General features: G+C 69.3%; 24 protein-coding genes. 13 read left to right on the top strand and 11 right to left on the bottom strand.

Going from position 1 to position 25,308, the window contains the following annotated elements; genetic code table 11:
• Positions 1 to 48: 48 nt before the first annotated feature.
• Positions 49 to 1,251 (top strand): S41 family peptidase, encoded by a 1,203-nt coding sequence (locus tag ACXRVZ_RS06315; RefSeq protein WP_457418783.1) that lies wholly within the window; start codon positions 49 to 51, stop codon positions 1,249 to 1,251.
• 3 nt (positions 1,252 to 1,254) lie between these two features.
• Here ACXRVZ_RS06315 and ACXRVZ_RS06310 read toward each other — a convergent pair whose 3' ends face one another.
• Positions 1,255 to 2,001, bottom strand: a complete 747-nt coding sequence (locus ACXRVZ_RS06310; protein WP_457418781.1) for an SDR family oxidoreductase — start codon at positions 1,999 to 2,001, stop codon at positions 1,255 to 1,257.
• Between the two features lie 52 nt (positions 2,002 to 2,053).
• Here ACXRVZ_RS06310 and ACXRVZ_RS06305 point away from each other — a divergent pair, with 52 nt between their 5' ends.
• The 5 genes from ACXRVZ_RS06305 (at position 2,054) to ACXRVZ_RS06285 (ending at position 5,614) form a co-directional block, all read left to right on the top strand.
• Positions 2,054 to 3,244, top strand: coding sequence for a GGDEF domain-containing protein (locus ACXRVZ_RS06305; protein WP_457418779.1), 1,191 nt, complete (start codon positions 2,054 to 2,056; stop codon positions 3,242 to 3,244).
• Positions 3,241 to 4,401: a diguanylate cyclase domain-containing protein gene (locus ACXRVZ_RS06300; protein ID WP_457418777.1), complete on the top strand. Its 1,161-nt coding sequence runs from the start codon at positions 3,241 to 3,243 to the stop codon at positions 4,399 to 4,401. The genes ACXRVZ_RS06305 and ACXRVZ_RS06300 overlap by 4 nt, the downstream gene beginning before the upstream one ends.
• Positions 4,402 to 4,538: 137 nt before the next feature.
• A complete protein-coding gene (locus ACXRVZ_RS06295; RefSeq protein WP_457418775.1) occupies positions 4,539 to 4,820 on the top strand; it encodes a hypothetical protein in 282 nt (93 codons plus the stop codon).
• Between the two features lie 184 nt (positions 4,821 to 5,004).
• Positions 5,005 to 5,316, top strand: a complete 312-nt coding sequence (locus ACXRVZ_RS06290; protein ID WP_457418773.1) for a type II toxin-antitoxin system RelE/ParE family toxin — start codon at positions 5,005 to 5,007, stop codon at positions 5,314 to 5,316.
• Positions 5,300 to 5,614, top strand: coding sequence for a helix-turn-helix domain-containing protein (locus ACXRVZ_RS06285; RefSeq protein WP_457418771.1), 315 nt, complete (start codon positions 5,300 to 5,302; stop codon positions 5,612 to 5,614). The genes ACXRVZ_RS06290 and ACXRVZ_RS06285 overlap by 17 nt, the downstream gene beginning before the upstream one ends.
• Positions 5,615 to 5,657: 43 nt before the next feature.
• Here the strand turns inward: ACXRVZ_RS06285 and ACXRVZ_RS06280 are convergent, their stop codons facing one another.
• Complete coding sequence (locus ACXRVZ_RS06280) at positions 5,658 to 7,706, bottom strand: M13 family metallopeptidase (protein ID WP_457418769.1); 2,049 nt, start codon at positions 7,704 to 7,706, stop codon at positions 5,658 to 5,660.
• A gap of 89 nt (positions 7,707 to 7,795) precedes the next feature.
• Here ACXRVZ_RS06280 and ACXRVZ_RS06275 point away from each other — a divergent pair, with 89 nt between their 5' ends.
• On the top strand, positions 7,796 to 8,731 hold the full coding sequence (locus ACXRVZ_RS06275) for an NAD(P)-dependent oxidoreductase (protein ID WP_457418767.1): 936 nt from the start codon (positions 7,796 to 7,798) through the stop codon (positions 8,729 to 8,731).
• Positions 8,732 to 8,739: 8 nt separating this feature from the next.
• On the opposite strand, the gene ACXRVZ_RS06270 is transcribed toward ACXRVZ_RS06275, so the two are convergent.
• On the bottom strand, positions 8,740 to 8,973 hold the full coding sequence (locus ACXRVZ_RS06270; RefSeq protein WP_457418765.1) for a hypothetical protein: 234 nt from the start codon (positions 8,971 to 8,973) through the stop codon (positions 8,740 to 8,742).
• A gap of 167 nt (positions 8,974 to 9,140) precedes the next feature.
• Here ACXRVZ_RS06270 and ACXRVZ_RS06265 point away from each other — a divergent pair, with 167 nt between their 5' ends.
• Positions 9,141 to 10,136 carry a formylglycine-generating enzyme family protein gene (locus ACXRVZ_RS06265; protein WP_457418763.1) on the top strand — a complete coding sequence of 332 codons (996 nt, stop codon included), beginning with the start codon at positions 9,141 to 9,143 and terminating at the stop codon, positions 10,134 to 10,136.
• Here ACXRVZ_RS06265 and ACXRVZ_RS06260 read toward each other — a convergent pair.
• The gene (locus ACXRVZ_RS06260; RefSeq protein ID WP_457418761.1) at positions 10,133 to 12,532 is read right to left on the bottom strand and encodes an ATP-binding cassette domain-containing protein; all 2,400 of its coding nucleotides are present in this window, start codon (positions 12,530 to 12,532) and stop codon (positions 10,133 to 10,135) included. The genes ACXRVZ_RS06265 and ACXRVZ_RS06260 overlap by 4 nt on opposite strands.
• A 96-nt stretch (positions 12,533 to 12,628) precedes the next feature.
• Between ACXRVZ_RS06260 and ACXRVZ_RS06255 the strand changes: the two genes are divergently transcribed.
• Complete coding sequence (locus tag ACXRVZ_RS06255; protein ID WP_457418759.1) at positions 12,629 to 12,967, top strand: hypothetical protein; 339 nt, start codon at positions 12,629 to 12,631, stop codon at positions 12,965 to 12,967.
• 7 nt (positions 12,968 to 12,974) lie between these two features.
• Here ACXRVZ_RS06255 and ACXRVZ_RS06250 read toward each other — a convergent pair whose 3' ends face one another.
• The 7 genes from ACXRVZ_RS06250 to ACXRVZ_RS06220 form a co-directional block, all read right to left on the bottom strand.
• On the bottom strand, positions 12,975 to 14,477 hold the full coding sequence (locus ACXRVZ_RS06250) for a sulfatase-like hydrolase/transferase (protein WP_457418757.1): 1,503 nt from the start codon (positions 14,475 to 14,477) through the stop codon (positions 12,975 to 12,977).
• 128 nt (positions 14,478 to 14,605) lie between these two features.
• Positions 14,606 to 15,103, bottom strand: coding sequence for a hypothetical protein (locus ACXRVZ_RS06245; protein ID WP_457418755.1), 498 nt, complete (start codon positions 15,101 to 15,103; stop codon positions 14,606 to 14,608).
• 38 nt (positions 15,104 to 15,141) lie between these two features.
• Positions 15,142 to 16,101 (bottom strand): reverse transcriptase family protein, encoded by a 960-nt coding sequence (locus ACXRVZ_RS06240; RefSeq protein WP_458232245.1) that lies wholly within the window; start codon positions 16,099 to 16,101, stop codon positions 15,142 to 15,144.
• 515 nt (positions 16,102 to 16,616) lie between these two features.
• Positions 16,617 to 17,669, bottom strand: a complete 1,053-nt coding sequence (locus ACXRVZ_RS06235) for a 2-oxoacid:ferredoxin oxidoreductase subunit beta (protein WP_457418751.1) — start codon at positions 17,667 to 17,669, stop codon at positions 16,617 to 16,619.
• Positions 17,666 to 19,501, bottom strand: coding sequence for a 2-oxoacid:acceptor oxidoreductase subunit alpha (locus ACXRVZ_RS06230; RefSeq protein WP_457418749.1), 1,836 nt, complete (start codon positions 19,499 to 19,501; stop codon positions 17,666 to 17,668). The genes ACXRVZ_RS06235 and ACXRVZ_RS06230 overlap by 4 nt, the downstream gene beginning before the upstream one ends.
• On the bottom strand, positions 19,498 to 21,279 hold the full coding sequence (locus ACXRVZ_RS06225; protein WP_457418747.1) for an FAD-dependent oxidoreductase: 1,782 nt from the start codon (positions 21,277 to 21,279) through the stop codon (positions 19,498 to 19,500). Before ACXRVZ_RS06225 ends, ACXRVZ_RS06230 begins: the two co-directional genes overlap by 4 nt.
• Positions 21,280 to 21,385: 106 nt before the next feature.
• Positions 21,386 to 22,090: a phosphatase PAP2 family protein gene (locus tag ACXRVZ_RS06220; protein ID WP_457418745.1), complete on the bottom strand. Its 705-nt coding sequence runs from the start codon at positions 22,088 to 22,090 to the stop codon at positions 21,386 to 21,388.
• Between the two features lie 131 nt (positions 22,091 to 22,221).
• On the opposite strand from ACXRVZ_RS06220, the gene ACXRVZ_RS06215 reads away from it, so the two are divergent.
• Genes ACXRVZ_RS06215 through ACXRVZ_RS06200 form a run of 4 tightly spaced genes read left to right on the top strand, consistent with a single transcriptional unit; the run spans position 22,222 to position 25,208 of the window.
• On the top strand, positions 22,222 to 23,208 hold the full coding sequence (locus ACXRVZ_RS06215; RefSeq protein WP_457418743.1) for a KpsF/GutQ family sugar-phosphate isomerase: 987 nt from the start codon (positions 22,222 to 22,224) through the stop codon (positions 23,206 to 23,208).
• Between the two features lies 1 nt (position 23,209).
• The gene (locus ACXRVZ_RS06210) at positions 23,210 to 23,785 is read left to right on the top strand and encodes a KdsC family phosphatase (RefSeq protein ID WP_457418741.1); all 576 of its coding nucleotides are present in this window, start codon (positions 23,210 to 23,212) and stop codon (positions 23,783 to 23,785) included.
• The gene (gene lptC / locus ACXRVZ_RS06205) at positions 23,782 to 24,438 is read left to right on the top strand and encodes an LPS export ABC transporter periplasmic protein LptC (RefSeq protein ID WP_457418739.1); all 657 of its coding nucleotides are present in this window, start codon (positions 23,782 to 23,784) and stop codon (positions 24,436 to 24,438) included. The genes ACXRVZ_RS06210 and lptC overlap by 4 nt, the downstream gene beginning before the upstream one ends.
• Entirely contained in the window at positions 24,435 to 25,208 is a 774-nt protein-coding gene (locus ACXRVZ_RS06200; protein WP_457418737.1) for an SDR family oxidoreductase, read from the top strand. The genes lptC and ACXRVZ_RS06200 overlap by 4 nt, the downstream gene beginning before the upstream one ends.
• Positions 25,209 to 25,308 lie beyond the last annotated feature (100 nt).

Genomic DNA, 25,308 nt, shown 5'->3' with positions numbered 1-25,308 from the left:
TCTTCTTTCTTCTTTCTTTTTTCTTCTCTTCTTCCCACCCCTTCCAACATGGCCCAGTTCCCTGCAACGCACCGCCAGCTCCTCGCACTGCTGCTGGCAGCCACGTCAGCCGTCCAGGCGCAGTCCACCAAGCTCTCGCCGCTGCCGCTGGAGGCGATGCAGACCATGGCGGCGGTCTTCGGACTGATCCGCGCCGACTACGTCACCCCCGTGGACAGTGAACGGCTGATCGCCGCCTGCACGAAAGGCATGTTCAAGGAGTTGGACAGCGCCTCGGTCTACCTCGACGCCGAGGCCCTGAGCGACTTGGTGGGTCGACGTCAGACGGACGCGGTGGGCATCGGCGTCGAGTTGGCGCACCGCGCAGGCCTCCCGGCGATTGTCTCGACGCACGAGGGCTCGCCCGCCGAGCGGGCAGGCCTCAAACCGCGCGACTACCTCCTCGACATCGACGGCGAATCGCTGGAAGAAACCGACCTCAACCAGGCTTACGCACGGTTGAAAGGCAGCCCCGGCAGCGAGCTGACGCTAACGATCCGGCGGCCAGGCGAGTCCGCCCCGCGCACGCTGAAGCTGGTGCGCGAGGCCGTGCAGCTCAAGCCCGTTACCGGCCAGCGCTGGGCGGGCAACCTCGGCTACCTGCGCGTGCGCGGTCTGCGCGACAACACCGCCGTCGAGCTGCGCAACGCCTTCCGTGAACTGCAGCGAGGCGGGCGGCTCACGGGCCTGGTGCTGGACCTGCGGCACTCGCCCGGCGGCCTGCTCGAAACCAGCGTCGAAGTGGCCGCGATGTTCCTGCCCGACCAGGCCATCGTCACGCGCACCGAAGGCCGCCTGCCCGAAGCCAACCACACCTACACCGCAGACCGCGCGGACATCCGCAAGAACTCTCGCGCCCGGCAGGACGCCTGGCCCGAGGCGCTGGCGACGCTGCCGCTGGTCGTGCTCGTCGACGGCGGCACGGCCTCGGGGGCCGAGATCATTGCCGCCGCACTGCGCGACAACGGCCGGGCCCGGTTGCTGGGCAGCAAGACCTTCGGCCGGGGCAGCATCCAGACCGTTCGCAGGCTGAGCGCCAGCAATGCCGTCAAGCTGACCACGGCGGCCTACCGCACGCCAGGCGGCCAGTTGCTGCAAGACCGCGGCCTGCAGCCCGACGAAGCCCTGCCCGACCTCGAGCGGTTGGAGTTGGCCGGCAGCGAGCAGGACCCCGCGTTGCCCAGGGCCCGTGCGCTGCTGGCGCCGGGCTGAGCCTCAGCGCCCACCGCCCACGTCCAGCAGCGCACCCACCGTGTAGCTCGCCGCATCGCTCAGCAACCAGGCAATCGCCTCCGCCACCTCTTCGGCGCGGCCCATGCGCTGGATGGGGATGTCGTTCACCTGCGCCCTGGCGCGCTCCAGCATGCCGCTGCTGGCGTGGATGTCGGTCTCGATGATGCCGGGCCGCACGCCGTTGATGCGGATGCCCTCGCCGATCAGCTCGCGGGCCAGCCCCTTGGTCAACGTGTCGACGGCGCCCTTGGTGGCGGCGTAGTCCACGTAGATGCCGCCCGAGCCGAACTCGGCCGCGCGTGAGCTGAGGTTGACGATGGCTCCGCCCGCGCCGCCGCGCGCCGTGCTCATGCGCCGCGCCGCCTGCTGGCAGCACAGCAGCGTGCCGATGACGTTGACGTCGAACAGCCGGCGCCAGCGCTCGGGCGCCATGGCCTCCAGCCGCGCGGCCGGGGCGACGATGCCGGCGTTGTTGACCAGGCCGCCCAGCCGGCCACCTTCGGCATCCAGGCGCTCGAACATCGCGGCCACCTGGGCCTCATCGGCAACGTCGGCCTGCAGGGTCAACACGCGCCGACCGAGTGCGTGCACTCTGGCGGCGAGCGCCTCGGCGGCGACGCTATCCTGCGCGTAGTTGATGGCCACGTCCCAGCCGGCCTCGGCGCAGCGCCATGCGGCGGCCGCGCCAATGCCACGCGAACCCCCGGTGATCAAGACCCAGGCCGACATGCGCGGCATTGTGTCCTTGTCGACGAAGATGCTGCGCCTAACCCCGAGCCGCATGGAATTCCTCGACGTCCCCACCATCCTCCAGGTCAGCGCCCTCTTCAACTTGATGGCGGCGCTGGCCTGGGTGACGCTCGCCCAGGCCTTCCGCATCGCACCGCGCGCAAGCCGGCTGATGGCGGCGGCCCATGTGCTGCGCTTGGCGACCCAGAACGCCGGCGCCAGCCTCGCCAGCTGGCCGGAACCGCTGCCCCAGGCCGCGCACGAGTTCGGGCTGCTGGGCTGCATCGTGCTGCTGCTGCTGGCACTGCGCCGCATGCTGCGCAGCCGCCAGCGCCCGCACGACATCGCCTGGGTGGCCGGCCTGGGCGCGCTGGGCATCGCCGCCGGCTTGGCCGCCGGCTCAGGGCTGGCCGCCGAGCTGGCGGGTGCGACCGCCGTGACGGTGCTGGCCTTGCTGGCCGTACGCGAGGTGGTGCGCGGCGTGGGCGACCAGCTCTCGCGCGTCGTCACCACCTTCATGACGCTGCCCTTCGCCTTGCTCGCGCTGATGAGCCTGACCCACGCGGCCGAGCTGCTGCTGGAACCGGCCTGGCATGGCCACCTGCTGCGCGGCGGCGAGCTGCCCTCGGCCGAGCGCGCCGTGCTCTGGTTCATCGTCACGGCCAGCATCACGCTCAGCCTCATCGCGCTGATGATCTGGCGCGTCATCGCGCGCATCCAGCACCTGACCCACCGCGACCCGCTGACCGGCGCGCTCAACCGCCGCGCCTTTGAGCAGGCGCTGGACAACGCCCAGGCCCAGCTGCAGCGCGGCCACGGCTTCGCGCTGGCCATGATCGACATCGACCACTTCAAGCGCATCAACGATGCCCACGGCCACCTCGCCGGCGACGCCGCCCTGCAGCACTGCGTGGGCATCTGGCAGGCCAGCCTGCGCGCGGTGGACAGCCTGGGCCGGCTGGGCGGCGAGGAGTTCTGCGCGCTGCTGCCGCTGGCCTCGCCCGCCGATCTGGCCACCGCCGCCGCCGTCACCGAGCGGCTGCGCGCCGCGCTGGCGGCGCAGCCGCTGCTGTGGCAGGGCCAGGTGTTGCCGCTGACCGCCAGCTTCGGCGTGGCTCTGCCGGTGACGGGCGACCCCAAGGGCAACGTCGGCCTCGTGCGCGCCGACGGCGAGCTCTACCGCGCCAAGGCCGAAGGCCGCAACCGCGTCTGCGTCGCCACGCACCTGCAGGGCGCGCCATGATCACGCCGGCGCAGACGCTCACGCTGCTGGCGGCCATCATCTTGGTCTCCACGGTGGCAACGCTGGTGTGGCTGTCGCTGGCCCTGGTTGCACGCATCGCGCCGCGCGCCTCGCTGACGATGGCCGGCGCCAACCTCGCGGCCGCGCTGTCGCTGACGCTGCATGCGCTGCGCGGCGTGCTGCCCGACGCACTGACCTACCGCCCCGGCGACGTGCTCGCCGTGGCCTCCTTCGCACTGCTGAGCGTGGCCGTGCCGGGCATCGTCACGCGCCGGCTGCCATGGCAGCCGGCGGCCGTCGCCGTCGCGGCCACCGCGCTCGTGCTGCTGGCCCTGCCCTACGACGGCGACCTGCGCTGGCCGGCCCGCATCGTCAACGGCATGGGGGCGGCACTGACGGCGGCCGCCGGCCTGACCGTGTGGCGCCAGCTGGGCGCCGCCGCCGACGGCCGGCGCACGCCGGCCGCGCTGGCGCTGCCGCTGTTCCTCATCGCGGCGCTGATGGCGGCGCGCGGCCTGGAGACCTTCATCCGCCCCGGCGGCACGCCCGACATGCGCGTGCCCACCGAGTTCAACATCGCCTTCCTGTGGACGGCCCTGGTGCTGACGCTGCTGCAGAACGCCACGCTGGCCTTCCTCGTGCTGATGCGACTGATCCGCCGCATCGAGCGCCTGCTGGAGCGCGACCCGCTGACCGACACGCTGAACCGCCGCGCCTTCGACCACGCCCTGGACCAGGCCCACGCCTGGCTCAAGCGCGGCCGCGGCTACGCCCTCGTCATGATCGACATGGACCGCTTCAAGCAGCTCAACGACAGCCTGGGCCACGCCGCCGGCGACGCCGCGCTGCGCCTGATGGTGCATGAGCTGCAACCCTGCCTGCGCGCGGTCGACCGCTTCGGTCGACTGGGCGGCGAGGAGTTCTGCGTGCTGCTGCCCGACACCGACATCGCCGGCGCCGCGCTGGTAGCCGAGCGCATGCGCGCGCTGGTGCACGCCGCGCCGCTGCGCTGGCTGGAGCAGGACTGGCCGCTGAGCGCCAGCTTCGGCATCACCGAGGCCGAGCGCGGGGACGCCAGCAGCGACGCGGTGCTGGCGCGGGCGGATGCGGCGATGTATCGGGCGAAGGGGCAGGGGCGGAATGTGGTGCAGGCCTAGGGTTGCCCGGCTGCTGCCTTGAGGAAGTAGCTGCCCATGCCCAGCAACATCTACTCGTTCGGCCTGCTCCAATCGTTGATTGGTGTGGGCCAGGTTCCTCGCAGCAATCGATCTGTGCGCCGCAGCAGGCCCTCCCCATGGCAGGGGCCGACACGTTGCCGGCAAGTCTGTGGTCACGCAGCGCTGAGGCGGTGAAGATCGCAACCGAAGATTTCTACATGCTGGCGTACAGGTCGGCCCTCACCGACCTATTTCCGCTCACAAAGCTGTACTGCCAAGAAACCGGACAACTCGACATGCTCAAGGCGCAGCCCTGGTTTTCCTTTTGGCGCATCCTTCGCAATTGCTTTGCGCATGATCTGGTCTTCAACTCAATCCATACGAAAAGTCGTTACTCCCCGTCACTTGGTCGGGAGTGAGCATCGACGTGTCCATGAATGGGAAACCCTTGATGCACGGCCAGATGCGCTACGCCAAGATGCTGGAACTGATTGAAACCGCCCTGACTTTTCTTGAGCGCGATGTGGCTTAGCCTCCTTTCAACCGAACGTTCAGCGTCACAGCCCCCTTGGCCTCCATGCGCCTAAGGCGTATAGTTCGCCGATGCTGACGGTCGTTGAAAGCCCCATCTTTCAGAAGCTGTGGCCGCGATATTGGGACGAAGACGAACGTGCGGCGTTTGCGGTATTCATCGCGCTCGACCCGGAGGCTGGCTCGGTCATCCGCGGCTCAGGTGGCGTCCGCAAGGTCCGCTGGGCGCGGGAAGGAGCTGGCAAATCTGGTGGCGTGAGAATCGTCTACCTCACCCGCAACGAGGCTGGCGAGGTCTACCTTCTCACCCTGTACGCAAAGGCCGAGTCAGAGAACATCTCCCTCAGCACACTCAAGGAGATCCGCCGTGCCCTCGAAATCTAAAAAGCTCAATGCAGCAGAGATCGCCGCCTTTGAGGCCAAGCGCGATATCGGCGCAGAGATCCTGCAGTCCATCAAGGACATGAAGGCCGGCAAGGGCAAGGTCGTGGTGTCTACAGCGACGCAGGCCCGAGAGGCCACAGGGCTGTCTCAGTCCCAGTTCGCCAACCTGCTTGGGGTTTCGGTGCGCACCCTGCAGGGCTGGGAACAAGGGCGCAAGCAGCCGAGCGGCGCGGCACGCACGCTGCTGGCCATTGCCCGCACCAACCCACAGGCAGTCCTGGCAGTTTCGGCGCCGTAGCCAAGCTTGGGGCGGGCAACAGGCAAGCACCATCAGCCGCCAATCACCACACCTTGCACCGCTCCCCCGCCGCCTTCACCAGCTTGGCGCCCGGCTTGCACGCAAACGCCTTCTCGAACTCCGGCATGTTGACGACGACGCCGTTGATGCGCCATTTGGCCGGCGAGTGCGGGTCGATCTTGGCCTGCACGCGCATAGCCTCGGGGCGGGCGTCGGCGCAGTCCCATTGGGCAAAGCCGACGAAGAAGCGCTGCTCGGGCGACAGGCCGTCGCGGCTCTCGCCGGGCTTGCCCTGCATGTGCGCCTTCCACGCTTCCCACGCCAGCACCAGGCCGCCAAGGTCGGCCAGGTCCTCGCCCAACGTCAGCTTGGAATTGATCTTGATCTCGTCGACGACGGTGTACTTGGCGTACTGATTGACCACGCAGGCGGCGCGCTTCTCGAACTCGCGGCCGTCCTTCTTCGTCCACCAGCTCTTCAGGTTGCCCTGGGCATCGAACTGGCGGCCTTCGTCGTCGAAGCCGTGCGTCAGCTCGTGGCCAATGGTGCCCCCGGTGTTGCCGTAGTTGGGCGCCTCATCGAGCTTGGGGTCGTAGAGCGGCGCCTGCAGCACGCCGGCGGGGAAGTTGATGTCGTTCATCTGCGCGTCGTAGTAGGCGTTGACGGTCTGAGGCGTCATGCCCCATTCGCCGCGGTCCAGCGGCTGGCCGATCTTGGCCAGGCGACGCTTGGCCTCGAAGGCATTGCCGCGCACGACGTTGCCGAGGAAGTCGCCGCGCTGCACGGCCAGGCCGGCGTAGTCGCGCCAGCGCTCGGGGTAGCCGACCTTGTTGACGATGGTCTTGAGCTTGGCGTGCGCCTTGGCCTTGGTCTCGGCGCTCATCCAGGCCAGGCTGTCGATGGAGCGGGCCATCGCGGCCTCGATCTCGTCGGTCATCTGCACCGTGGCGGCTTTCAGCTCGGACGTGAAGTTGCGCGCCACGAACTCCTGGCCCAGCGCCTCGCCAAGCTGCAGGTCGACGAGCTGCACGCAGCGCTTCCAGCGCGGCTTGATCTGGGGCTGGCCGGTCAGCGTCTGGCCGTAGAAGTCGAAGTTGGCCTGCACCAGGCGTTCGTTCAGCGCGGGGCTGAGGCTGCTGGCGAGCTGCCAGCGCAGATAAGTCTTGAGGTCGCCCAGGCTCATGGCCTGCAGGCGCGCGCCGAGGGCCTTGAAGAAGGCTGGCTCGGTGACGTTGTAGCGCGCGTGCCAGGGCGCGGTGCCTAAAGCGGCCTGGTAGCTGGCCCAGTCGAAGCCGGGCAGCAGCGCCTTCAGGCCGGCGGCGTCGACGACGTGGAAGGTCTTGTAGGGGTCGCGCTTGTCGACCTTGCTCAGCGACGCCTTGGCCAGCACGGTCTCGGTGGCCAGCACGCTGCGCGCGGCGGCCCGGGCGGCGGCGGGCGACTCACCCAGCAGCGTGAAGACCTGGGCCACATGGGCCTCGTAGGCGTTGCGGATCTTCAGCGTCTTCGCGTCGCGCTTGAGGTAGTAGTCGCGGTCGGGCAGGCCCAGGCCGCCGGCCGAGGCGAAGGCGATCTGGCGCGTCGCGTCGGCAAAGTCCTGGCCGGCGCTGAAGCCGAAGAACAGCCGGTCATTGCCGGCCGCAAGCTGCAGCTCGGCCAGCAGGCCGGGCAGGTCGCCCTTGGCCTTCAGCGCGGCAATGCGGTCCAGCAGCGGCTGCAGGCCGGTGAGACCTGCGGCCTGCACGGCGCCCTCGCCCATGCAGCTGGCGAAGTAGTCGCCCAGCTTGGCCTGGTTGGCGCTGCGCTCGGCCGCGGTGTCGCCCAGCTTGTTCAGCACGCCCCACAGGTAGCGCTGGTTCTCGTTGGCCATCTTGGCGTAGACGGACCAGCGCGACTGGTCGGCGGGAATCGGGTTGGCCTTGCTCCAGGCGCCACAGGCAAAGCGGTGGAGGTCGTCGCAGGGGTCGGCACTGCGGTCCATGGCCGTGACGTCCAGGCTGGGCGTGTAGGGCAGCGTGTCCAGCGGTGTCTCGTCGGCCGCGTGGGCGGCCAGCGTGGCCGCGAGCAGAGCGGGGAGCAGCAGTCGTTTCATGGCGGAGCTCGGTATGAAGTGCGGCGATTGTGGGCGCGCCCTGCGGCTCTGCCATTCGTCAGAGAGGACAGGCGCGGCATGATGGCCACATGAACGACACCCTGCTGCTGCTCGTGCCGATTGCCGCCGAACACAAGGCCGCGCTGCTGGCGCGCTTTCGCGTCATCGAAGCGACGGACGCGGCCTCGCGCGCCGCGGCAATGGCCGCCCATGCGGCCGACATCGAGCTGGTGCTGACCAACGGCTCGGTCGGCTTCACGGCCGCCGAGATCGCCGCCTGCCCCAAGCTGAAGCTGCTGGCCGCCCAGGGCGCCGGTTACGAGAACCTGGACCTGGCCGCCGCCCGCGCACGCGGCGTGGCGCTGTGCAATGGCGCCGGTACCAACGACGATTGCGTGGCCGACCATGCGCTGGCCCTGCTGCTGGCCAGCGTGCGCGCCCTGCCCCGGCAAGGCCTGGCCGTGCGCGCCGGCCTCTGGCGCGACGCTCTGCCGCTCTACCCCAGCTTCACCGGCCGGCGCTTGGGGCTAATCGGGCTGGGTGGCATAGGCCGCAAGATCGCCCGGCGCGCGGCCGCTTTCGGCATGGGCATCGGCTATCACAACCGCCAACCAAAGGCCGATGCGGGCGAGGCGAGCTACTTCGACAGCGCCGCCGGTCTGGCCGCCTGGGCCGACGACCTCGTCGTGGCCACGCCCGGCGGTGCAGCAACCCGGCACATCGTCAACGCGGAGGTGCTGGCGGCCCTGGGCGCCGGGGGCCATGTCGTCAACATCGCCCGTGGCAGCTGCGTGGACACGGCGGCCCTCGTGGCCGCGCTGCAGGCCGGCCGTATCGCCGGTGCGGCGCTGGATGTCTACGACGGCGAGCCGCTGCCGCCGCAGGAATTGCTGGCCTTCGACAACGTCATCCTGACGCCGCATGTGGCCGGCTGGTCGCCGCAGTCCATTGGCGCGACGGTGCAGAACTTCATCGCCAACGTGGAGGCGCTGCGGCAGGGCGCGCCCTTGCCGACGCCCATCTGACCCGCGGGCTAGCGGCGCGGCCGCTCGACGACCTCGGCCTCGGCAACCATGGGCACGTAGAGGCGGCGGCTGCCCTCCTCCAGTTCCAGCTCGATGGCCCGGCGGCGCAAGGGCTGGGCCACGGTGGGCTCGATGGGCGGCAAATGGTCGAAGCCCAACACGGGCTCGACCCCTCGGTCGATGGGCGCGCGCTGCGGGGCCAGCGCTTCCAGCAGGCGGAATGGCAGGGGCAGAGGCTTCATGACGGTCGGCACCAGAAAAGAAGGGTGTGTTCGAACAGACGCCATTCGCGCCGGGACTGCGACATCGTCAGCGCGAACTCCGAGTTTGGCTCTTATAGGCGCTCGCCGGCAAGCAGGATTGCCCCTGACACCCCAGGGCAAGCTCCACGCCCTAAAGCCGTGCGCCAATGGCCCATATGCCCCAACTTCTCGCACTCAAGCTCTCGCTGGCTGCACTGCTCCAGACGGCGGCACCCCCGGCGCCACTGGTCGACTCGCTGGGCATCAGCTTCGTGCGCCTGCCGGCGGGCGAGTTCAGGATGGGCAGCGACGAGTCGGTCGCCGCGCTGAGCGCCGCCTACCCGGCGCTGGACCCCTCCCGCTTCGAGCGGCTGACCGACGAGGCGCCGGTGCATGTCGTGCGCATCACGCGGCCCTTCGAGATGAGCCAGCACGAGGTCACGGTGGGCCAGTTCAGGGCCTTCCTGCAGCGCTCGGGCCACGTGCCCGAGTCCATCGCCGACGGCACCGGAGGCTATGGCTACAACCCCGCCTACGACCCCGCCACCAGCCCGCGTAACGACGCCTTCGAGGGGCGCCGGGCTGTCTACTCCTGGCAGAACCCCGGCTTCCCTCAGGGCGACGACCACCCGGTCGTCAACGTGACCTGGCACGACGCCGTGGCCATGGCCCGCTGGCTGTCTGCCCAGGAGGGCCGCCGCTACCGGCTGCCGACCGAGGCGGAATGGGAATACGCCTGCCGCGCCGGCCAGCAGGGCCGCTACCAGCACGGCAACGACCCCGAGGGACTGGTGCGCGTGGGCAACACCTTTGACGCCGACACCGCCGCGCTCTGGCCCCAATGGCGCGACCGCGCGCTCGCCGGCCATGACGGCCACACCTTCACGGCGCCCGTCGGCTCCTACGCACCCAACGCCTTCGGCCTGTTCGACATGCACGGCAATGCCTGGGAGTGGACGGCGGACTGGTATGGCGAGGACTACTACGCGCAGTCGCCCGCGGCCGACCCGACAGGCCCGGCGGCGGGCGACACCAAGGTGCGCCGGGGCGGCTCCTGGCACAGCTGGTCGCTGTACTCGCGCTGCACCTACCGCAACTGGAACACGCCGGAGACGCGCTACACGTTGGTGGGCATAAGGCTGGTGAGGGAAGCCGCTCCCTAACTGGCGATGTAAGCGGCGAGATGCTTGCCCGTCAACGTCGACTTCTTCTTCACCAGCACGGCCGGCGTGCCCTCGAACACGACCTGGCCGCCGTCATGCCCCGCGCCCGGCCCGAGGTCAATGAGCCAGTCCGCATGGGCCATGACGGCCTGGTGGTGCTCGATGACGATGACGGATTTGCCCGCATCGACCAGGCGATCCAGCAGCGCCAGCAGCTGTTCCACGTCGGCCAGGTGCAGGCCGGTCGTCGGCTCGTCCAGCACGTAGATGCCACCCTTCTCGGCCATGTGGGTGGCGAGCTTCAAGCGCTGGCGTTCGCCGCCTGACAGCGTGGTTAGCGGCTGACCGAGGCTGAGGTAGCCCAGGCCGACGTCGGCCAGGCGCTCCAGAATGACGTGGGCCGCCGGGACTTTTGCCGAGGCGAAGAAGGCGGTGGCCTCGGTGACCGGCATGGCCAGCACCTCGCTGATGTCGCGCCCGGCCAGCTTGTATTCCAGCACCGCCGGCTGGAAGCGCTTGCCCTCGCAGTCCTCGCAGGTCGTGGCCACCGTGGCCATGGGGCCGAGGTCCGTGAAGATGACGCCCGCGCCGTTGCAGGCCGGGCAGGCGCCTTCGGAGTTGGCGCTGAAGAGAGCAGCCTTGACCCCGTTGGCCTTGGCGAAGGCGCTGCGGATGGGGTCGAGCAGGCCTGTGTACGTTGCCGGGTTGCTGCGCCGGGAGCCACGGATGGCGGCCTGGTCGATGGCGACGACGCCGTCCAGCTTGGCGACCGAGCCGTGGATGAGCGAGCTCTTGCCCGAGCCGGCCACGCCGGTGACGACGACGAGCACGCCGAGCGGGATGTCGACGTCGACGGATTGAAGGTTGTGCGTGCTGGCGCCGCGCACCTTGAGCGCCCCCTTGGGTTTGCGCACGGCGGCCTTCAGCGCGGCGCGGTCGTCCAGGTGGCGGCCGGTCAGCGTGCCGCTGGCGCGCAGGCCGGCCACGCTGCCCTCGTAGACCACCTCGCCGCCGCCCGAGCCGGCGCGCGGCCCGAGGTCGATGACATGGTCGGCCATGGCGATGACCTCGGGCTTGTGCTCGACGACCAGCACCGTGTTGCCCTTGTCGCGCAGGCGCAGCAGCAACTCGTTCATGCGCTGGATGTCGTGCGGGTGCAGGCCGATGGTCGGCTCATCGAAGACATAGGTCACGTCGGTCAGTGCCGAGCCGAGGTGGCGGATCATCTTCGTGCGCTGCGCCTCGCCGCCGGACAGCGTGCCCGAGGGCCGGTCCAGCGACAGATAGCCCAGGCCGATCTCCACGAAGGCGTCAAGCAGGTGTTGCAAGGCTGTCAGCAGCGGCGCGACGTTAGCTGCCTTCAGGCCGCGCACCCAGTCGGCCAGGTCGCTGATCTGCATGGCGCAGACGTCGGCGATGTTGAGCTTGGCGATGCGCGACGAGCGCGCCGCCTCGCCAAGCCGCGAGCCGCCGCACTCAGGGCAGGTGGTGAAGGTGATGGCACGCTCGACGAAGGCGCGGATGTGCGGCTGCAGCGCGTCTACGTCCTTGGACAGGAAGGACTTCTGGATGGACGGGATCAGCCCCGCGTAGGTCAGGTTGATGCCGGAGACCTTGATCTTGGTCGGCTCCTTGTGCAGCAGGTCGTGCAGCTCGTGCTTGGTGAACTTGGCGATGGGCTTGTCGGGGTCGAAGAAGCCGCAGGCGCGGAAGATGCGGCCGGACCAGCCGTCCATGCTGTAGCCAGGGATGGTGATGGCGCCTTCGTTGATCGACTTGGCGGAGTCGTAGAGCTGCGTCAGGTCGAAGTCGCTGACCGCGCCCATGCCCTCGCAGCGCGGGCACATGCCGCCGGTGCGCGTGAACGTCTGCTTCACCGCCTGGCTGGCGTCGCCCTTGTCGACGGTGATGACGCCGGTGGCCTTGACCGACGGCACATTGAAGGCAAACGCGCTGGGCGGACCGATGTGCGGCTGGCCCAGGCGGCTGAACAGGATGCGCAGCATGGCGTTGGCGTCCGTCGCCGTGCCCACCGTGGAGCGCGCGTTGGCGCCCATGCGCTCCTGGTCCACGATGATGGCCGTGGTGATGCCGTCCAGCAGGTCCACGTCGGGTCGCGCCAGCGTGGGCATGAAGCCCTGCACGAAGGCGCTGTAGGTCTCGTTGATGAGTCGCTGCGACTCGGCCGCGATGGTGCCGAAGACGAGCGAACTCTTGCCCGAGCCGGACACGCCGGTGAACACCGTCAGCCGACGCTTGGGGATGTCGACGCTGATGTCCTTGAGGTTGTTCTCGCGTGCGCCCTGCACGCGGATCAGGTCGTGGCGGTCAGCGGCGGCTGCGGGCCGGGGCGCGGCGGGCGGTTTCTTGGTGGCCATGCCCGTGAGGATAGCCATGAGCGCAAAGTCCTACGCCAGCCTAGCCGTCGTCCGACGCCACCCCACTGCTTGGCGGCGCAGACTGGATTCATTCATCCACACCAGGAGACCGCCATGGGACACAGCAGCCTCGTGGGCACCGACAAGGCGCCCCTCCGCCCCAAGGGCACCGATGAGCAAGCGCTCGGGCCCTCGGACAGCACGGATAGCGGCAGCGACACCTTGGGCGCCGACAGCCTGCCGACCGCCGACCCGGGCGAGCCGGTCGACGTGACGCTGAACCGGGACCAGGCCGTCGCGCCCATCGAGGGCACCAGCGAGGAATCGAACGAGACCGAGGCGTCGGACATCGGAGTCGACCGCATCATCGGATCGCCCGATGAGGAGGGCATCGAGGGTGAGGGGGTCGATGACGAGGAAGGCGCAAGGCCCCGGCCGAAGACGGCGCGCTGATCGCGGATCAGATCGCGTTGAGCCACAGCCGCTGGAACAGCGGCGACCGGCACGACAGCCGGCCGTCGACATGCGCCATGCCTTCGCTTTCGATCAGCGTGGCGGGCCGGTCCTCGGCCAGCAGCGACACGCCCAGGCCGAGCCGATGCGCCTGCGGCGCCCAGCGCAGGCCGATGGCCTCCGCCAGCGTGGGCAGCACGTCGACATGCGTGAACTCGCGTTGCTGGTCGGCGCCAGGGAGCAAGCGGCCGTCGGCGTCATAGCGCTCCAGTGCGTGGAAAACGGTGCGGCCGCCGACTGCGGGCTGCAGGTCCGCGTTCAGCAAGGGCGCCGGGTTCAGGTGGTCGCCCATGACCCACACGACCTTGGGCCGGCCGTCGCGCTGCGCGACGAAGCGCTGCACCAGCTGCGCCACGGCACGGTCGGTGCAGCGCAGTGCGCCGCGCATGAGCTCGACGGGCACGTCGTCCTCGTCCTCGTCGGCGGCCCGCGCGCTTGCGGTCTCGCAGCCACGGTCGCGCGCGCCGGCGGGGCCGTGGGTGTCAACCGTCAGCACCACGCTCATGCGCGCCTCATCAGCGCGTCGCGGGCGCTGCATGTCGGCCCAGGCCTGCCGGGCGAGGTCGCTGTCCAGCAGGCCCCAGCCCTGCGTGGGCACCGGCAGGCCCGCCTGCCGCCATTGCTCGGCGCCGAAGCGGCGCGCGACGCCATGGTCCTGCAGGAAATGCCCCTTGCCGGCGAACTTCAGCGACGCACCACCATAGAAGCTGAGCTGCCAGCCCTGCTCGGCGAGCACATCCGTCAGGCAGTGCCCGCCCGCGTAGAAGTGGCTGGCGTACTCGTACGACTGGCGGCTCATGACGCCCACCGGCTGCAGCGGCACGCCGCACAGCGCGCTGAACAGGCCGCCCAGCGTCCAACTCGCGCCGCTGAGGTTGTGCAGCTGGCCCAGCGTCTGCGCGTCATCCTGCAGCCGGGTCAGCTGCGGCAGCAGCGGCGCCTGCGTGTCGCGCGGCTGGGTGTAGCCCTGGTCCAGTGACTCGACGAAGACGACGAGCACGTCGGGCTTGCTGGCCGGCGCCTGCCAGGTGACGCGGCCAGGGTCCACGAAGTGACGGGCCAGGTAGTCACCCCCATCGGCCTCGGGCACGCAGGGATCGGACACGGTGGCATGGACCGACAGCACGGCACCGACGCCCAATGCCGCCAGCAACGGCAGCCGGTGCGGGCGCCGCAGGCGGCCCAGCAGCAGGAGGCTGAGCAGCGCCAACCCGACGACGCCAGCCAGGCAGCGCAGCGCGCGCCAATACAGGCGCGAATCCGCCTCGCCCAAGCCGCCGTGCTGCAGATGGAACAGCACCTGGTCGGGCGTCACCAGCCCGAAGTAGTGGCGCATGAACCAGCTCGTGCCGACGATGGCCCAGAGCATGAAGAGCAGCACCGCCAGGGCGGCGGCGCTGGGCGGTGTGAGGCGCGGGGAGGGGCGAGGGAAGAGGCGAGCGGCAGACATCGGCGGCGAGTCTGCCGACGCCGCATTGCCGCACCGTCGTCAAAGTTTTGCTGAGTGTTGACGGCCTGCAAAGGACTGTGAGCGCGCCGCGCTCGGGCCGCTTCGGCCGCTCAGGCCGCTCAGGCCATTCAGGCCGCTTTGGCCGGCGTGGTCGCCACGCAGGTCTTGGCCACCGCCAGGCCGCGCAGGAAGCCGCGTCGCACGCCGCCGGCCGTAATCGCCGCGTTGACCTGGCGTGCGTAACGCTCGGCGCCACTCAGCTTGCGTATCCAGCCCCGGAAGGGGATGACACCCTCGGCCGTGCGCTGCAGCGCGCCGGTGGCGGCGTCCTCGCCGCGCTCCAGCAAGCCGGCGCCGCTCTTGCCGGCTGGGGCATCGAGATCGGGGCCCAGCAATTCGTCCAGCGCATGGATGCTGGCGGCCAACGCCGGGCAGCTGACATCGGCCGGCTGCGCGTAGGGCGCAGCGGCGGCGGCCCTCAGCACTTCGGGGATGTCGGCGCGGACGACGTTGAGGTCGCTCAGCGGTGTGGTGGCGGCACCGGCAACCTTGTCCTGGCTGGAGCTGGCGCAGGCAGTCAGGGCAAGGAGGGCGGCGAGGGTGAGGGCGAGGTGGTGTGGGCGCATGGCGCGCGGATCATCTCAGACTGGCCTCTTCGGCACGGTCAGCCCCTGTAGAGGCGCCGCGGATGTAGGCGCGGCTTACCGCGAGTGGGCCCGGTGCGCGCGCCGACAGCCTTGAAGCGCTTTCTCAGCATCTGCCATTCAAGTCGACACTGAGCCAGCTCTGCCAGAAAGCTGCCGTCGATGGCGGCCGCCGACGCGAGAGCACCCAGCAGTCGCGCCAGCGCATCCAAGCGGGCAGCTCCGCCCACGGCCTTAGCGGAAGCCTGGCGCGCCTCATCCACTCTGGCCAATTGAGGGCCGGGCACGCGCGGCCCTGCGGAGGTCAGTAGCACGCCAGTGACCAATCGGTCCTCTCCCGCTGCATAGCAATCCGCCGCATGCGGCAAGAAGCCGTGGCGCTCGACAACGGCACTGGCGGCTGCCAGGAAGGCGTGATCCGCGCCGTCACCGGAGAAGCTCAGATCATCGACATAGCAGGTGAACCGAAGGTCATGGTGCAGCGCCAAGCGATGCAGTTCGTCCAGCATGGGCCGCACGACGTGATATGCCAGCACCTGGCTGACGGGACTGCCGATGGGCGCGCTGCCGTGGTGAGTGCACAGCCTCGCCAACAGGGCCGCAACATCTCCTGAGCACTGCAGGGTTTGAGCGAAGAAGCGCCAGATGCGGTCGCGGGTGATGGACGGGTAAAAATGGCGAATGTCGAGCTTCACCACCTTGCAAGCGTCGCGGTGCGTCATCGCGTTGCTCAGATAGGACCGCTGCTTCTGGCCTGAATGAAGATAGGCGCCGACCTCGATGCGGTTCAGCAAGGTCGCCAGGCGACCTTGCACCTCGCGCAGCAGCGGCTTCGGCGCATCCACGTTGCGCTGCTTGCCGCTGGTGAAGCGCACGAAGTGCAAATAGCCGTCGGCCTCCGCCGCCAATCGCCCAAGGCTCGGGAGCGGCATGCCGATCACATCGACTGCCAACCGCTTGCGGCTCTGCAGGCGAAACAAGGGGCTCTGCTGTGACGGATACCGTTGTGACATGCGATGTAGGAGTGCCCAGAGGGCGGCGAAGAACCCGCTCACCACGACCCCCAAAAGGTCTTGATGAGCCAGCCCACGCTGGCGACGGTTCTCAGAACCAACTCCAGCCTTGCCCAAATGCTGTCCTTCGACACTCGCCGACGGCTCGGACGTCGTTGCTGCTTGGCCATTGAAGGCATCCTTTCTCACAGCGCCTCCCCATCGGAGGCTCCAACCGGCTGCGAATCCAGGACAGAAGCGTGGCGAGCTAACTCTCTGGTTACTCGTGCTCCGACGGGGTGTCCACACCCCCGGCGGTTCTTCAGCTCCTCCAGTTCAGGAGCAAAACAGGCAGAGGTTCAACAACCTCCTCGGACCGAAGTCCCTCTAGGTAACGACGCAGACGCGCGCCCAAGCGCTCCAAGACTAGGCGTCAACCACAGGACTTCGATACAGGAAAACACTCTCCGGGGTGACCCGGGCCGCGATGTCGATATAGGCGACTATCTCAAGCCCGCGTTGATCCTCACGAGCGCGGCGGCACCCGGGCAGAGGTCTTTTTCACCAAGCCCGTTGAGCGGCAGGGCCGCCGTGCGTTGCGCGGCATGCCAGTCCTTGGCCGTCGGGTCGACGTAGAGCAGGCCGGTCGCAATCTCGCCGCCCGCCGCAAAGCGCTGCATCGCATTCATCGCGCCGAGGCGGTCGGTGGGGTCGTAGTCGGGCGCCATCTTTCTCAGCCGCAGCGTGCTGCCGTCGGCCTGCGGCACGTCAATGACGTCGGCCGCAGGCGGCGCGACCTGCTCGGCCGCCAGGTCAATGAAGTCGATGCGGTTGAGCGCCTCGTTGTGCTCGCGCACATGGTCATAACTGCGCGTCGAGCCGGCGTGGTTGTTGAAGGCGACGCAGGGGCTGATGACGTCGATGAAGGCCGCGCCACCGTGGCGGATGGCGCCTTCGATCAGCGGCACGAGTTGCGCCTTGTCGCCCGAGAAACTGCGCGCAACGAACGTCGCGCCAAGCTGCAGGGCCAGCGCGGCGAGGTCGATGGCGGCGTCGTTGTTGGTCGCGCCCTTCTTGGCAACCGAGCCCTTGTCGGCCGTGGCGCTGAACTGGCCCTTGGTGAGGCCGTAGACGCCGTTGTTCTCGACGATGTAGACCATGCGCACGCCGCGCCGCATGGCGTGGGCGAACTGGCCCAGGCCGATGGAGGCGGAGTCACCATCGCCCGACACGCCCAGGTAGAGCAGATCGCGGTTGGCGAGGTAGGCGCCTGTCAGCACGCTGGGCATGCGGCCATGCACGGTGTTGAAGCCGTGGCTGGCGCCGAGGAAGTAGTCGGGCGTCTTGCTGGAGCAGCCGATGCCGCTCAACTTGGCGACGCGGTGGGGTTCGATGTCCAGCTGCCAGCAAGCCTGCACGATGGCGCTGGAGATGGAATCGTGGCCGCAACCGGCGCACAGCGTGGAGACCTTGCCTTCGTAGTCGCGCCGCGTGTAGCCGACGGCGTTGCGGGTCAGGCTGGGGTGATGCAGCTTGGGTTTCGCGAGGTAGGTCATGTTGTGCTCCTCGGGGCCGTGGCCAGCGCGTGCACATGGCGCGTGATCGCATCGGTGATGAAGCGGGCCGTGATGGGCGTGCCGTCGAAGTGCAGCACCGGCGTGAGGTGCTTGGGCGCCACCTCCAGCTCGTTGACGAGCATGCGGCGCATCTGCGCATCGCGGTTCTGCTCGACGACGAAGACGGCGTCGTGCGCGGCGATGAACTCCGCCACCGACGGCGGGAACGGGTAGGCGCGCAGGCGCATCGCGTCGATGTGGATGCCGGCCTCGGCCAGCGCGGCGAGCGCCTCGTCCATGGCGGGCGCCGTGGAGCCGAAGTAGAGGACGCCGACGCTGGTCTTCTGCGCGGCGGCGCGCACCAGTGGCTGCGGCGCCAGCAGCGCGGCGGTGGCGAACTTGGCGCGCAGCCGCTCGACGTTGCGCAGGTAGTCCTCGCCGCGTTCGGAGTAGATGGCGGCCTCGTTGCGCGTGGTGCCGCGCGTGAAGTAGGCGCCCTTGCTCGCGTGCGTGCCGGGCAACGTGCGCCAGGGGATGCCGTCGCCGTCGACGTCCTTGTAGCGGGCGAATTCCTTGCCGGCTTCGAGCTGCTCGGCGCTCATGACCTTGCCGCGGTCATAGCGGCGCGTGTCGTCCCACTCCAGCGGCGCGCACAGGCGCTGGTTCATGCCGATGTCGAGGTCGCTCATCAGGAAGACGGGCGTCTGCAGGCGCTCGGCCAGGTCCAGCGAGACGGCCGCGAACTCGAAGCATTCGTGCGGGTCCTCGGGCAGCAGCAGCACGTGTTGCGTGTCGCCGTGCGAGGCGTAGGCGCTGCTCAGCAGGTCGGCCTGCTGCGTGCGCGTGGGCATGCCGGTGCTGGGGCCGCCGCGCTGCACGTCGATGACGACGAAGGGGATCTCGGCGAAGTAGGCCAGGCCCAGGAACTCGGTCATCAGCGACACGCCCGGCCCCGACGTGCAGGTGAACGCACGCGCGCCGTTCCAGCCGGCGCCGGTGATGATGCCGATGGAGGCGATCTCGTCCTCGGCCTGCACGATGGCGTAACGCTTCTCGCCCGTCTCCGGGTCGGTGCGGAACTTGGTCGCGTATTTTTCGAAGGCCTCGGCGACGGACGACGACGGCGTGATCGGATACCAGGCGCAGACCGTAGCGCCGCCATACACACAGCCCAGCGCCGTCGCCGCATTGCCTTCCAGGAAGACCTTGTTGCCTACCGCATTGGCCGGCTTCACGGCCAGGCCGAAGGGCTGCACGGACAGGTGATCCCGCGCGAACTCGCGGCCCGCATGCAGCGCGCGGACGTTGGAGTCCAGCAGTCGCTCCTTGCCCTTGTATTGCTCGGCAAACAGCTTTTCGATGACGGCCGCCTCGATGCCCATCAGCTCGCTCAAGGCCCCCAGCACAAGGATGTTCTTGAACAGCGTGCGCTCGCGCGGCACGTCGTAGGTCGCGTTGCAGATGGCGGTGGCGGGCATGCCGATGACGTGGACGTCCGGGCGGAATGCGCTGACCGGCATCGGCTTGGTCGAGTCGTAGAACAGATAGCCGCCGGGCTGAATCTCGGCCAGGTCTTGCGCCCAGGTCTGCGGGTTCATGGCCACCATCAGGTCCACGCCGCCGCGCCGGCCCAGCCAGCCGGCCTCGCAGACGCGCACCTCGTACCAGGTCGGCAGGCCCTGGATGTTGCTCGGGAAGATGTTGCGCGGGCTGACCGGCACGCCCATGCGCAGGATGGCGCGGGCGAAGAGCTCGTTGGCCGAGGCCGAGCCCGAGCCGTTGACGTTGGCGAACTTGACGACGAAGTCGTTGACGGCTTCGATGCGGCTCATACCGTCACCTCCTTGCGGCTGGTGTGGTCGCGGCAAGAAGCCCCCGCCTTGGCCGTGACGAGCAGGAACTTCTGCATGTCCCAGGCCCCGGTCGGACAGCGCTCGGCGCACAGGCCGCAGTGCAGGCAGACGTCCTCGTCCTTGGCCATGATGCGGCCTGTCTTCAGCCCACCCTCGACGTAGACGTCCTGCATCAGGTTCAGCGCCGGCGCGTTCAGCCGCTCGCGCAGGTCGTCGCCGTTGTCGGTGAAGGTGATGCAGTCCATCGGGCAGATGTCCACGCAGGCATCGCACTCGATGCAGAGCTTGGGCGCGAACACCGTCTGCACGTCGCAGTTCAGGCAGCGCTGCGCCTCCTTGAAGGCGGTGGCCGCATCGAAGCCCAGTTCCACCTCGACCTTGATGCTGGCCAGCGCGATGTTGGCCGCCGTCCACGGCACCTTGCTGCGCAGGTCGTTGGTGATGGCGTTGTCGTAGCTCCACTCGTGGATGCCCATCTTCTGGGACACGAGGTTGACGTGTGGTGGCGGGCGCTGCGTGACCGGCTCGCCGTGCAGCAGGCGGTCGATGCTGACAGCGGCCTCATGACCGTGGGCGACGGCGGTGATGATGTTCTTCGGGCCGAAGGCCGCGTCGCCGCCGAAGAAGACATGGGGCAGCGAGGACTGAAAGCTCTTTGCATCCAGCACCGGCAGGCCGTCGTCACCGAAGGCAATGCCCGCGTCGCGCTCTATCCACGGGAAGCTGTTCTCCTGGCCGACGGCGATCAGCACCTCGTCGCAGGGGATGACGATCTCCTCGCTGGTCTGTGCCTTCTTGAAGCGCATGCCGGTCAACTTGCCGTCCACATGCTCGAAGGCCAGCGGCACATGGAAGTCGAGGATGGGAATGCCCTCGTGCTCGGCGTCTTCCTTCTCCCACGGCGACGCCTTCATCTGCGCATAGCCGCTGCGCACGGCGACCGTTACCGACGACGCGCCCAGGCGACGCGCCGAGCGGCAGCAGTCCATCGCCGTGTTGCCGCCGCCCAGCACGATGACGCGCGGCGCCACGGCCGTCACATGGCCGAAGGACACGCTGGCCAGCCAGTCGATGCCGATGTGGATCTGCGCCGCCGACTCCTGCCGGCCCGGCAGCGCCAGGTCGCGCCCGCGCGGCGCGCCGCAGCCGACAAAGACGGCATCCCAGCCCTCGGCCAGCAACGCCTTCATCGATTCAATGCGCTGGCCCGAACGCCACTCCACACCCAGCCCGAGGATGTAGCCGCACTCCTCGTCGATGACGCGCTCGGGCAGCCGGAAGCGCGGGATCTGCGTGCGGATGAAGCCGCCGGGCTTGGCCTCGCCGTCGAACACGGTGACGGCATAGCCCTCCAGTGCCAGGTCTCGCGCCACGGCCAGCGAGGCCGGCCCCGCGCCCACGCAAGCCACCCGTTTGCCGTTGCGCGCCGCCGGCTTGGGCAGCATGGCGCGGAACTCGTCCGTCTTGTTGTCCGCCGCGACCCTCTTCAGCCGGCAGATGGCCACCGGCTCCGGCTTGGCCGCCTGCTTCTCCTCGACGCGACCGCGCCGACACGCCGGCTCGCAAGGCCGATCACAGGTCCGCCCCAGCACGCCAGGGAAGACGTTGCTGACCCAGTTGACCCAGTAGGCCTCGTCATGCCGCCCCTGGGCAATGAGGCGGATGTACTCCGGCACGGGGGTGTGCGCGGGGCAGGCCCACTGGCAATCGACGACCTTGTGGAAATAGGCCGGGTCCGAGATGTCGGTCCGCTGCACGGTGTCTCCTCCGTGTTGCTTTTTGTCGCGGCAGTCTAGGACTGGCGATCCCGGCAGATCAACGTGGAAACCCTTTGCAAACCCGGTGCTCGCCCGGGAGTTGGTGTCAGGCGGTGACAGCGCCTCGGCGAATCCGCCCGGGGCCGATGGACGTCGCCGCCACCGTCAGCGCCCAGCAGATCCAGGCCGTCCACATCGTGTGGCTGGGGTAGTGGGCACCGCGCAGCATCTGGCCCAGCCCGTAGACGACGCCGAGCGAGACAACGACCACCAGCCAGGCCCGGCCGAGGCGCGGGTAGGCGCGCCCCAGCGCCCAGCCGCCGCTCAAGAATGCGAAGGCCGCACTGGCATGGCCGGACGGGAAGCAATGCCCGCCGCCGCCGTCGTGCAGGCCAAAGGCCCAGTGCGACACGTAGTGCGCCGTGCCGCCGAACTCGGCCAGGTCCCAGGGGCAGCTCGTCAGGCTGGCGCGCTTGATGAGCGACACCACGGCCAGGCAGAGCAGGGTGATCAGCAGCCAGCTGAGGCGGTCGCGCCGGCTCAGCCGGGGCAGCAGCGCGGGCCACAGGTTGACGAGCACGATGAAGGCCATCACGGCCCAGGACAGCATGCGGCCACCCTGGTGAACCACCTGGGTGGTGAAGAAACTGTCGCGCAGCGCAAAGCCCGCCGCGTGGCCCACCTGGCGCATGGCCCACAGGTCCAGGCCGCTGGCGTCCCAGGCCAGCGGCGCCACCAGGCCCAGGGCCAGGGCCCAGACGCGGGCCGGCAAGGCGACGCGCGCGAGACGTGGGGCAAGGCTGGGCTGCATGGCGCCGGATTGTCCTGACGCGCGGGGCGGTTCGCTTGCATCTGGCTGGCCGTTTGACCCGGGATAGACCCGAATACGGCCGCATGTCACGCCAGCCCTGGCGCGCCGGGGCCCTTGTCTACACTGCCCGCATGAGTTCTTCCGAGTTTGCTGCCGAGAGCGCCATCCGCATCGGTCGCCAGGCGCTTGAGGTCGAGGCCCGCGCCCTGGCCGAGCTGGCGCCCCGCCTGGGCGAATCCTTCGCCCGCGCCGTGCAGGCCATCCTTGCCTGCACGGGCCGCGTGGCCGTCATGGGCATGGGCAAGAGCGGCCACGTCGGCCGCAAGATCGCCGCCACGCTGGCCTCCACCGGCACGCCGGCCCTGTTCATCCACCCCGCCGAGGCCGCGCATGGCGACCTGGGCATGGTGACGGCCGGCGACATCGTGCTGGCCCTGTCCAACTCCGGCGAGAGCGATGAGCTGAACGCCATCCTGCCGGTGCTCAAGCGCCTGGACATCCCGGTCATCGCCATGACCGGCCGGCCCGAGTCCAGCCTGGCCGCCCATGCCGAGGTCGTGCTCGACAGCGCCGTGGCCGAGGAGGCCTGCCCGCTGCAACTCGCCCCCACCGCCAGCACCACGGCGCAGATGGCCCTGGGCGACGCGCTGGCCGTGGCGCTGCTTGACGCGCGCGGCTTCAAGGCCGAGGACTTTGCCCGCTCCCACCCCGGTGGCGCGCTGGGCCGCAAGCTGCTGACGCATGTGCGCGACCTGATGCGCAGCGGCGACGCCCTGCCCCGCGTGGCGGCCGACACGCCCTTCACCGACCTGATGCGCGAGATGTCGGCCAAGGCCCTGGGCATGGCGGTCATCGTCGATGCCGACGACCGCGTGCAAGGCATCTTCACCGACGGCGACCTGCGCCGCCTCGTTGAGCAGGGCCGCGACCTGCGCGCGCTGACCGCCGCCGAGGTTGCCCACCCCAGGCCGCGCACCGTCGGCGCCGACGCGCTGGCCGTGGACGCCGCCGACCTGATGGAAGCCGCGCGCATCACCGTCGTCCTCGTCACCGACGCCGACAAGCGCCTTCTCGGCGCCATCAGCATCAACGACCTGATGCGCGCCAAGGTGATCTGAAATGGCCGCGCTGACCTTTCCTCCAGAACTCCTCGTCAAGGCACAAGGCACCGGCCTTTCTGTCAAGCTCGCGATCTTCGACGTCGACGGCGTGCTGACCGACGGCCGCATCTACATCGGCGACAGCGGCGAGGCCTTCAAGGCCTTCTCGACGCTGGACGGCCACGGTCTGAAGTCGCTGCAGCAGGTGGGCATCACGCCGGTCGTCATCACCGGCCGCGACAGCCCCGCCGTGCGCCGCCGCGTCGCCGACCTGGGCCTGACCCATGCGCTCTACGGCATCAGCGACAAGCTCGCCGCCGCCGAACCGCTGCTGGCCCAACTCGGCGCCAGCTGGGGCGAGGTTGCCGCCATCGGCGACGACTGGCCCGACCTGCCGTTGCTGGCCCGCGCCGGCTTTGCCTGCGCCCCGCCCGGCGCCCATGCCGAGGTGCTGGCCATCGCCCACCACGTCACGCGCGCCCCGGCCGGTTACGGCGCGGCTCGCGAGTTCTGCGATCTGCTGCTGATGGCCGCTGGCCACTACGAGCGCCTGCTGCACGCCCACCATCGCACGCTCGACGGGGGCGCTGCTTGACTCCGGCCCTGCCCGCGCCGACGCCAAGCCGCCGCCCCGCCCAGCCCTGGCTGTGGCGCGTTCAGAGCCTGCTGTCCAACTACCTGCCGCTTCTGCTGATGGCTTTTCTGGCCAGCGGCACTTGGTGGCTGGTGAAGAACACGCCGCTGCTGGACGACCCCGGCGCTCCCGCCGCGCCGCGCCATGAGCCCGACTACCGCATGGCTAAATTCGAGATCCAGCGCATCGGCGCCGACGGCCGGCTCAATGTGCAGATCGCCGGCGCCGAGCTGCGCCACTACCCCGATACCGACACCGTCGAGATCGACCAGGCCCGCGTGCGCGCCGTGTCGCCCGACGGCAGCCTGGCCATCGCCGAAGCCAAACGCGCCATCAGCAACGGCGACGGCAGCGACATGCAGCTGCTGGGCGACGTGCGCCTGCGCCGCCTGCCGCCCGGTGCCGGCGAGAACGACCCGGCCCTGATGGAAGTGCGCGGCGAGTTCCTGCAAGCCCTGTCCAACAGCGAGGTCCTGCGCTCCCACCTGCCCGTGACCATCCGCCAGGGCGGCACGACGATGAACACGCAGAACTTCGAGTACCGGCACCTGACCGGCCAGGTCAGCTTCAGCGGCAAGGCCCAGGGCCAGATCACGTCGCGACCCAGGAAATGACTGAACTCGTCTTCATCACCGGCGCGTCCAGCGGCATCGGCCAGGCGCTGGCGCTGCGCTACTACCAGGACGGCGCCCGCCTGGCGCTGGTGGCCCGCCGCACCGCCGAGGTTGAGCGCTGGGCCACAGAGCAGAAGCTCGACGCCGCGCGCTTCAAGGTCTACGGCGCCGACGTCGCCGACGACAACGCCATGGCCCGCACCGGTCGCGACTGCATCGCACAGCAAGGCCTGCCCGATGTCGTCATCGCCAATGCCGGCATCAGCATCGGCATGGACACGGCCCAGTTCGACGATCTCGACGTGATGCGCCGCACCTTTGCCACCAACAACGTCGGCCTGGCCGCCACCTTTCACCCCTTCGTCGCGGCGATGAACGAGCGCGGCTCGGGCACGCTGGTGGGCGTGGCCAGCGTGGCGGCCATCCGCGGCCTGCCGGGGCATGGCGCCTACTCGGCCAGCAAGGCCGCCGTCGTCGCCTACTGCGAAAGCCTCAGAGGCGAATGCCGGCCTTTCGGCGTCAAGGTCGTCACGCTGCTGCCCGGCTACATCGACACGCCACTGACGCGCGGCAACCGCTACAGCATGCCCTTCCTGATGCCCGTCGACGACTTCGCCGACCAGGCCGTGCGTGCCATCCGCGCCCAGGTCAGCTACCGCGTCATCCCCTGGCAGATGGGCGTGGTGGCCAAGCTGCTGCGCCTGTTGCCTAACGCGCTGTATGACCGGCTGCTGGCCAGCCGGCCGCGCAAGAAGCGCGCGAGCGAGTAGCCAGCGCGCACGCGCCGTGGCTAAACTGCGCGCCTTCGAACCGAGCGTCGCATCAGGCGACTGAGGAGGACATCATGGCCAAGGTGCTTCACCCCTGCTA

The sequence above is a fragment of the Roseateles sp. P5_E8 genome (assembly GCF_054177665.1).
Note: the sequence above shows the minus strand (reverse complement) of the source record. Positions and strands in the feature narration are given on the sequence as shown.

Excerpts from the sequence above, each read along its gene's own strand:
- ACXRVZ_RS06315 (WP_457418783.1), top strand. The coding sequence starts at position 49 with ATGGCCCAGTTCCCTGCAACGCACCGCCAGCTCCTCGCACTGCTGCTG.
- ACXRVZ_RS06310 (WP_457418781.1), bottom strand. The coding sequence starts at position 2,001 with ATGTCGGCCTGGGTCTTGATCACCGGGGGTTCGCGTGGCATTGGCGCG.
- ACXRVZ_RS06305 (WP_457418779.1), top strand. The coding sequence starts at position 2,054 with ATGGAATTCCTCGACGTCCCCACCATCCTCCAGGTCAGCGCCCTCTTC.
- ACXRVZ_RS06300 (WP_457418777.1), top strand. The coding sequence starts at position 3,241 with ATGATCACGCCGGCGCAGACGCTCACGCTGCTGGCGGCCATCATCTTG.
- ACXRVZ_RS06295 (WP_457418775.1), top strand. The coding sequence starts at position 4,539 with ATGGCAGGGGCCGACACGTTGCCGGCAAGTCTGTGGTCACGCAGCGCT.
- ACXRVZ_RS06290 (WP_457418773.1), top strand. The coding sequence starts at position 5,005 with ATGCTGACGGTCGTTGAAAGCCCCATCTTTCAGAAGCTGTGGCCGCGA.
- ACXRVZ_RS06280 (WP_457418769.1), bottom strand. The coding sequence starts at position 7,706 with ATGAAACGACTGCTGCTCCCCGCTCTGCTCGCGGCCACGCTGGCCGCC.
- ACXRVZ_RS06275 (WP_457418767.1), top strand. The coding sequence starts at position 7,796 with ATGAACGACACCCTGCTGCTGCTCGTGCCGATTGCCGCCGAACACAAG.
- ACXRVZ_RS06270 (WP_457418765.1), bottom strand. The coding sequence starts at position 8,973 with ATGAAGCCTCTGCCCCTGCCATTCCGCCTGCTGGAAGCGCTGGCCCCG.
- ACXRVZ_RS06265 (WP_457418763.1), top strand. The coding sequence starts at position 9,141 with ATGGCCCATATGCCCCAACTTCTCGCACTCAAGCTCTCGCTGGCTGCA.
- ACXRVZ_RS06260 (WP_457418761.1), bottom strand. The coding sequence starts at position 12,532 with ATGGCTATCCTCACGGGCATGGCCACCAAGAAACCGCCCGCCGCGCCC.
- ACXRVZ_RS06255 (WP_457418759.1), top strand. The coding sequence starts at position 12,629 with ATGGGACACAGCAGCCTCGTGGGCACCGACAAGGCGCCCCTCCGCCCC.
- ACXRVZ_RS06250 (WP_457418757.1), bottom strand. The coding sequence starts at position 14,477 with ATGTCTGCCGCTCGCCTCTTCCCTCGCCCCTCCCCGCGCCTCACACCG.
- ACXRVZ_RS06245 (WP_457418755.1), bottom strand. The coding sequence starts at position 15,103 with ATGCGCCCACACCACCTCGCCCTCACCCTCGCCGCCCTCCTTGCCCTG.
- ACXRVZ_RS06235 (WP_457418751.1), bottom strand. The coding sequence starts at position 17,669 with ATGACCTACCTCGCGAAACCCAAGCTGCATCACCCCAGCCTGACCCGC.
- ACXRVZ_RS06230 (WP_457418749.1), bottom strand. The coding sequence starts at position 19,501 with ATGAGCCGCATCGAAGCCGTCAACGACTTCGTCGTCAAGTTCGCCAAC.
- ACXRVZ_RS06220 (WP_457418745.1), bottom strand. The coding sequence starts at position 22,090 with ATGCAGCCCAGCCTTGCCCCACGTCTCGCGCGCGTCGCCTTGCCGGCC.
- ACXRVZ_RS06215 (WP_457418743.1), top strand. The coding sequence starts at position 22,222 with ATGAGTTCTTCCGAGTTTGCTGCCGAGAGCGCCATCCGCATCGGTCGC.
- ACXRVZ_RS06210 (WP_457418741.1), top strand. The coding sequence starts at position 23,210 with ATGGCCGCGCTGACCTTTCCTCCAGAACTCCTCGTCAAGGCACAAGGC.
- ACXRVZ_RS06200 (WP_457418737.1), top strand. The coding sequence starts at position 24,435 with ATGACTGAACTCGTCTTCATCACCGGCGCGTCCAGCGGCATCGGCCAG.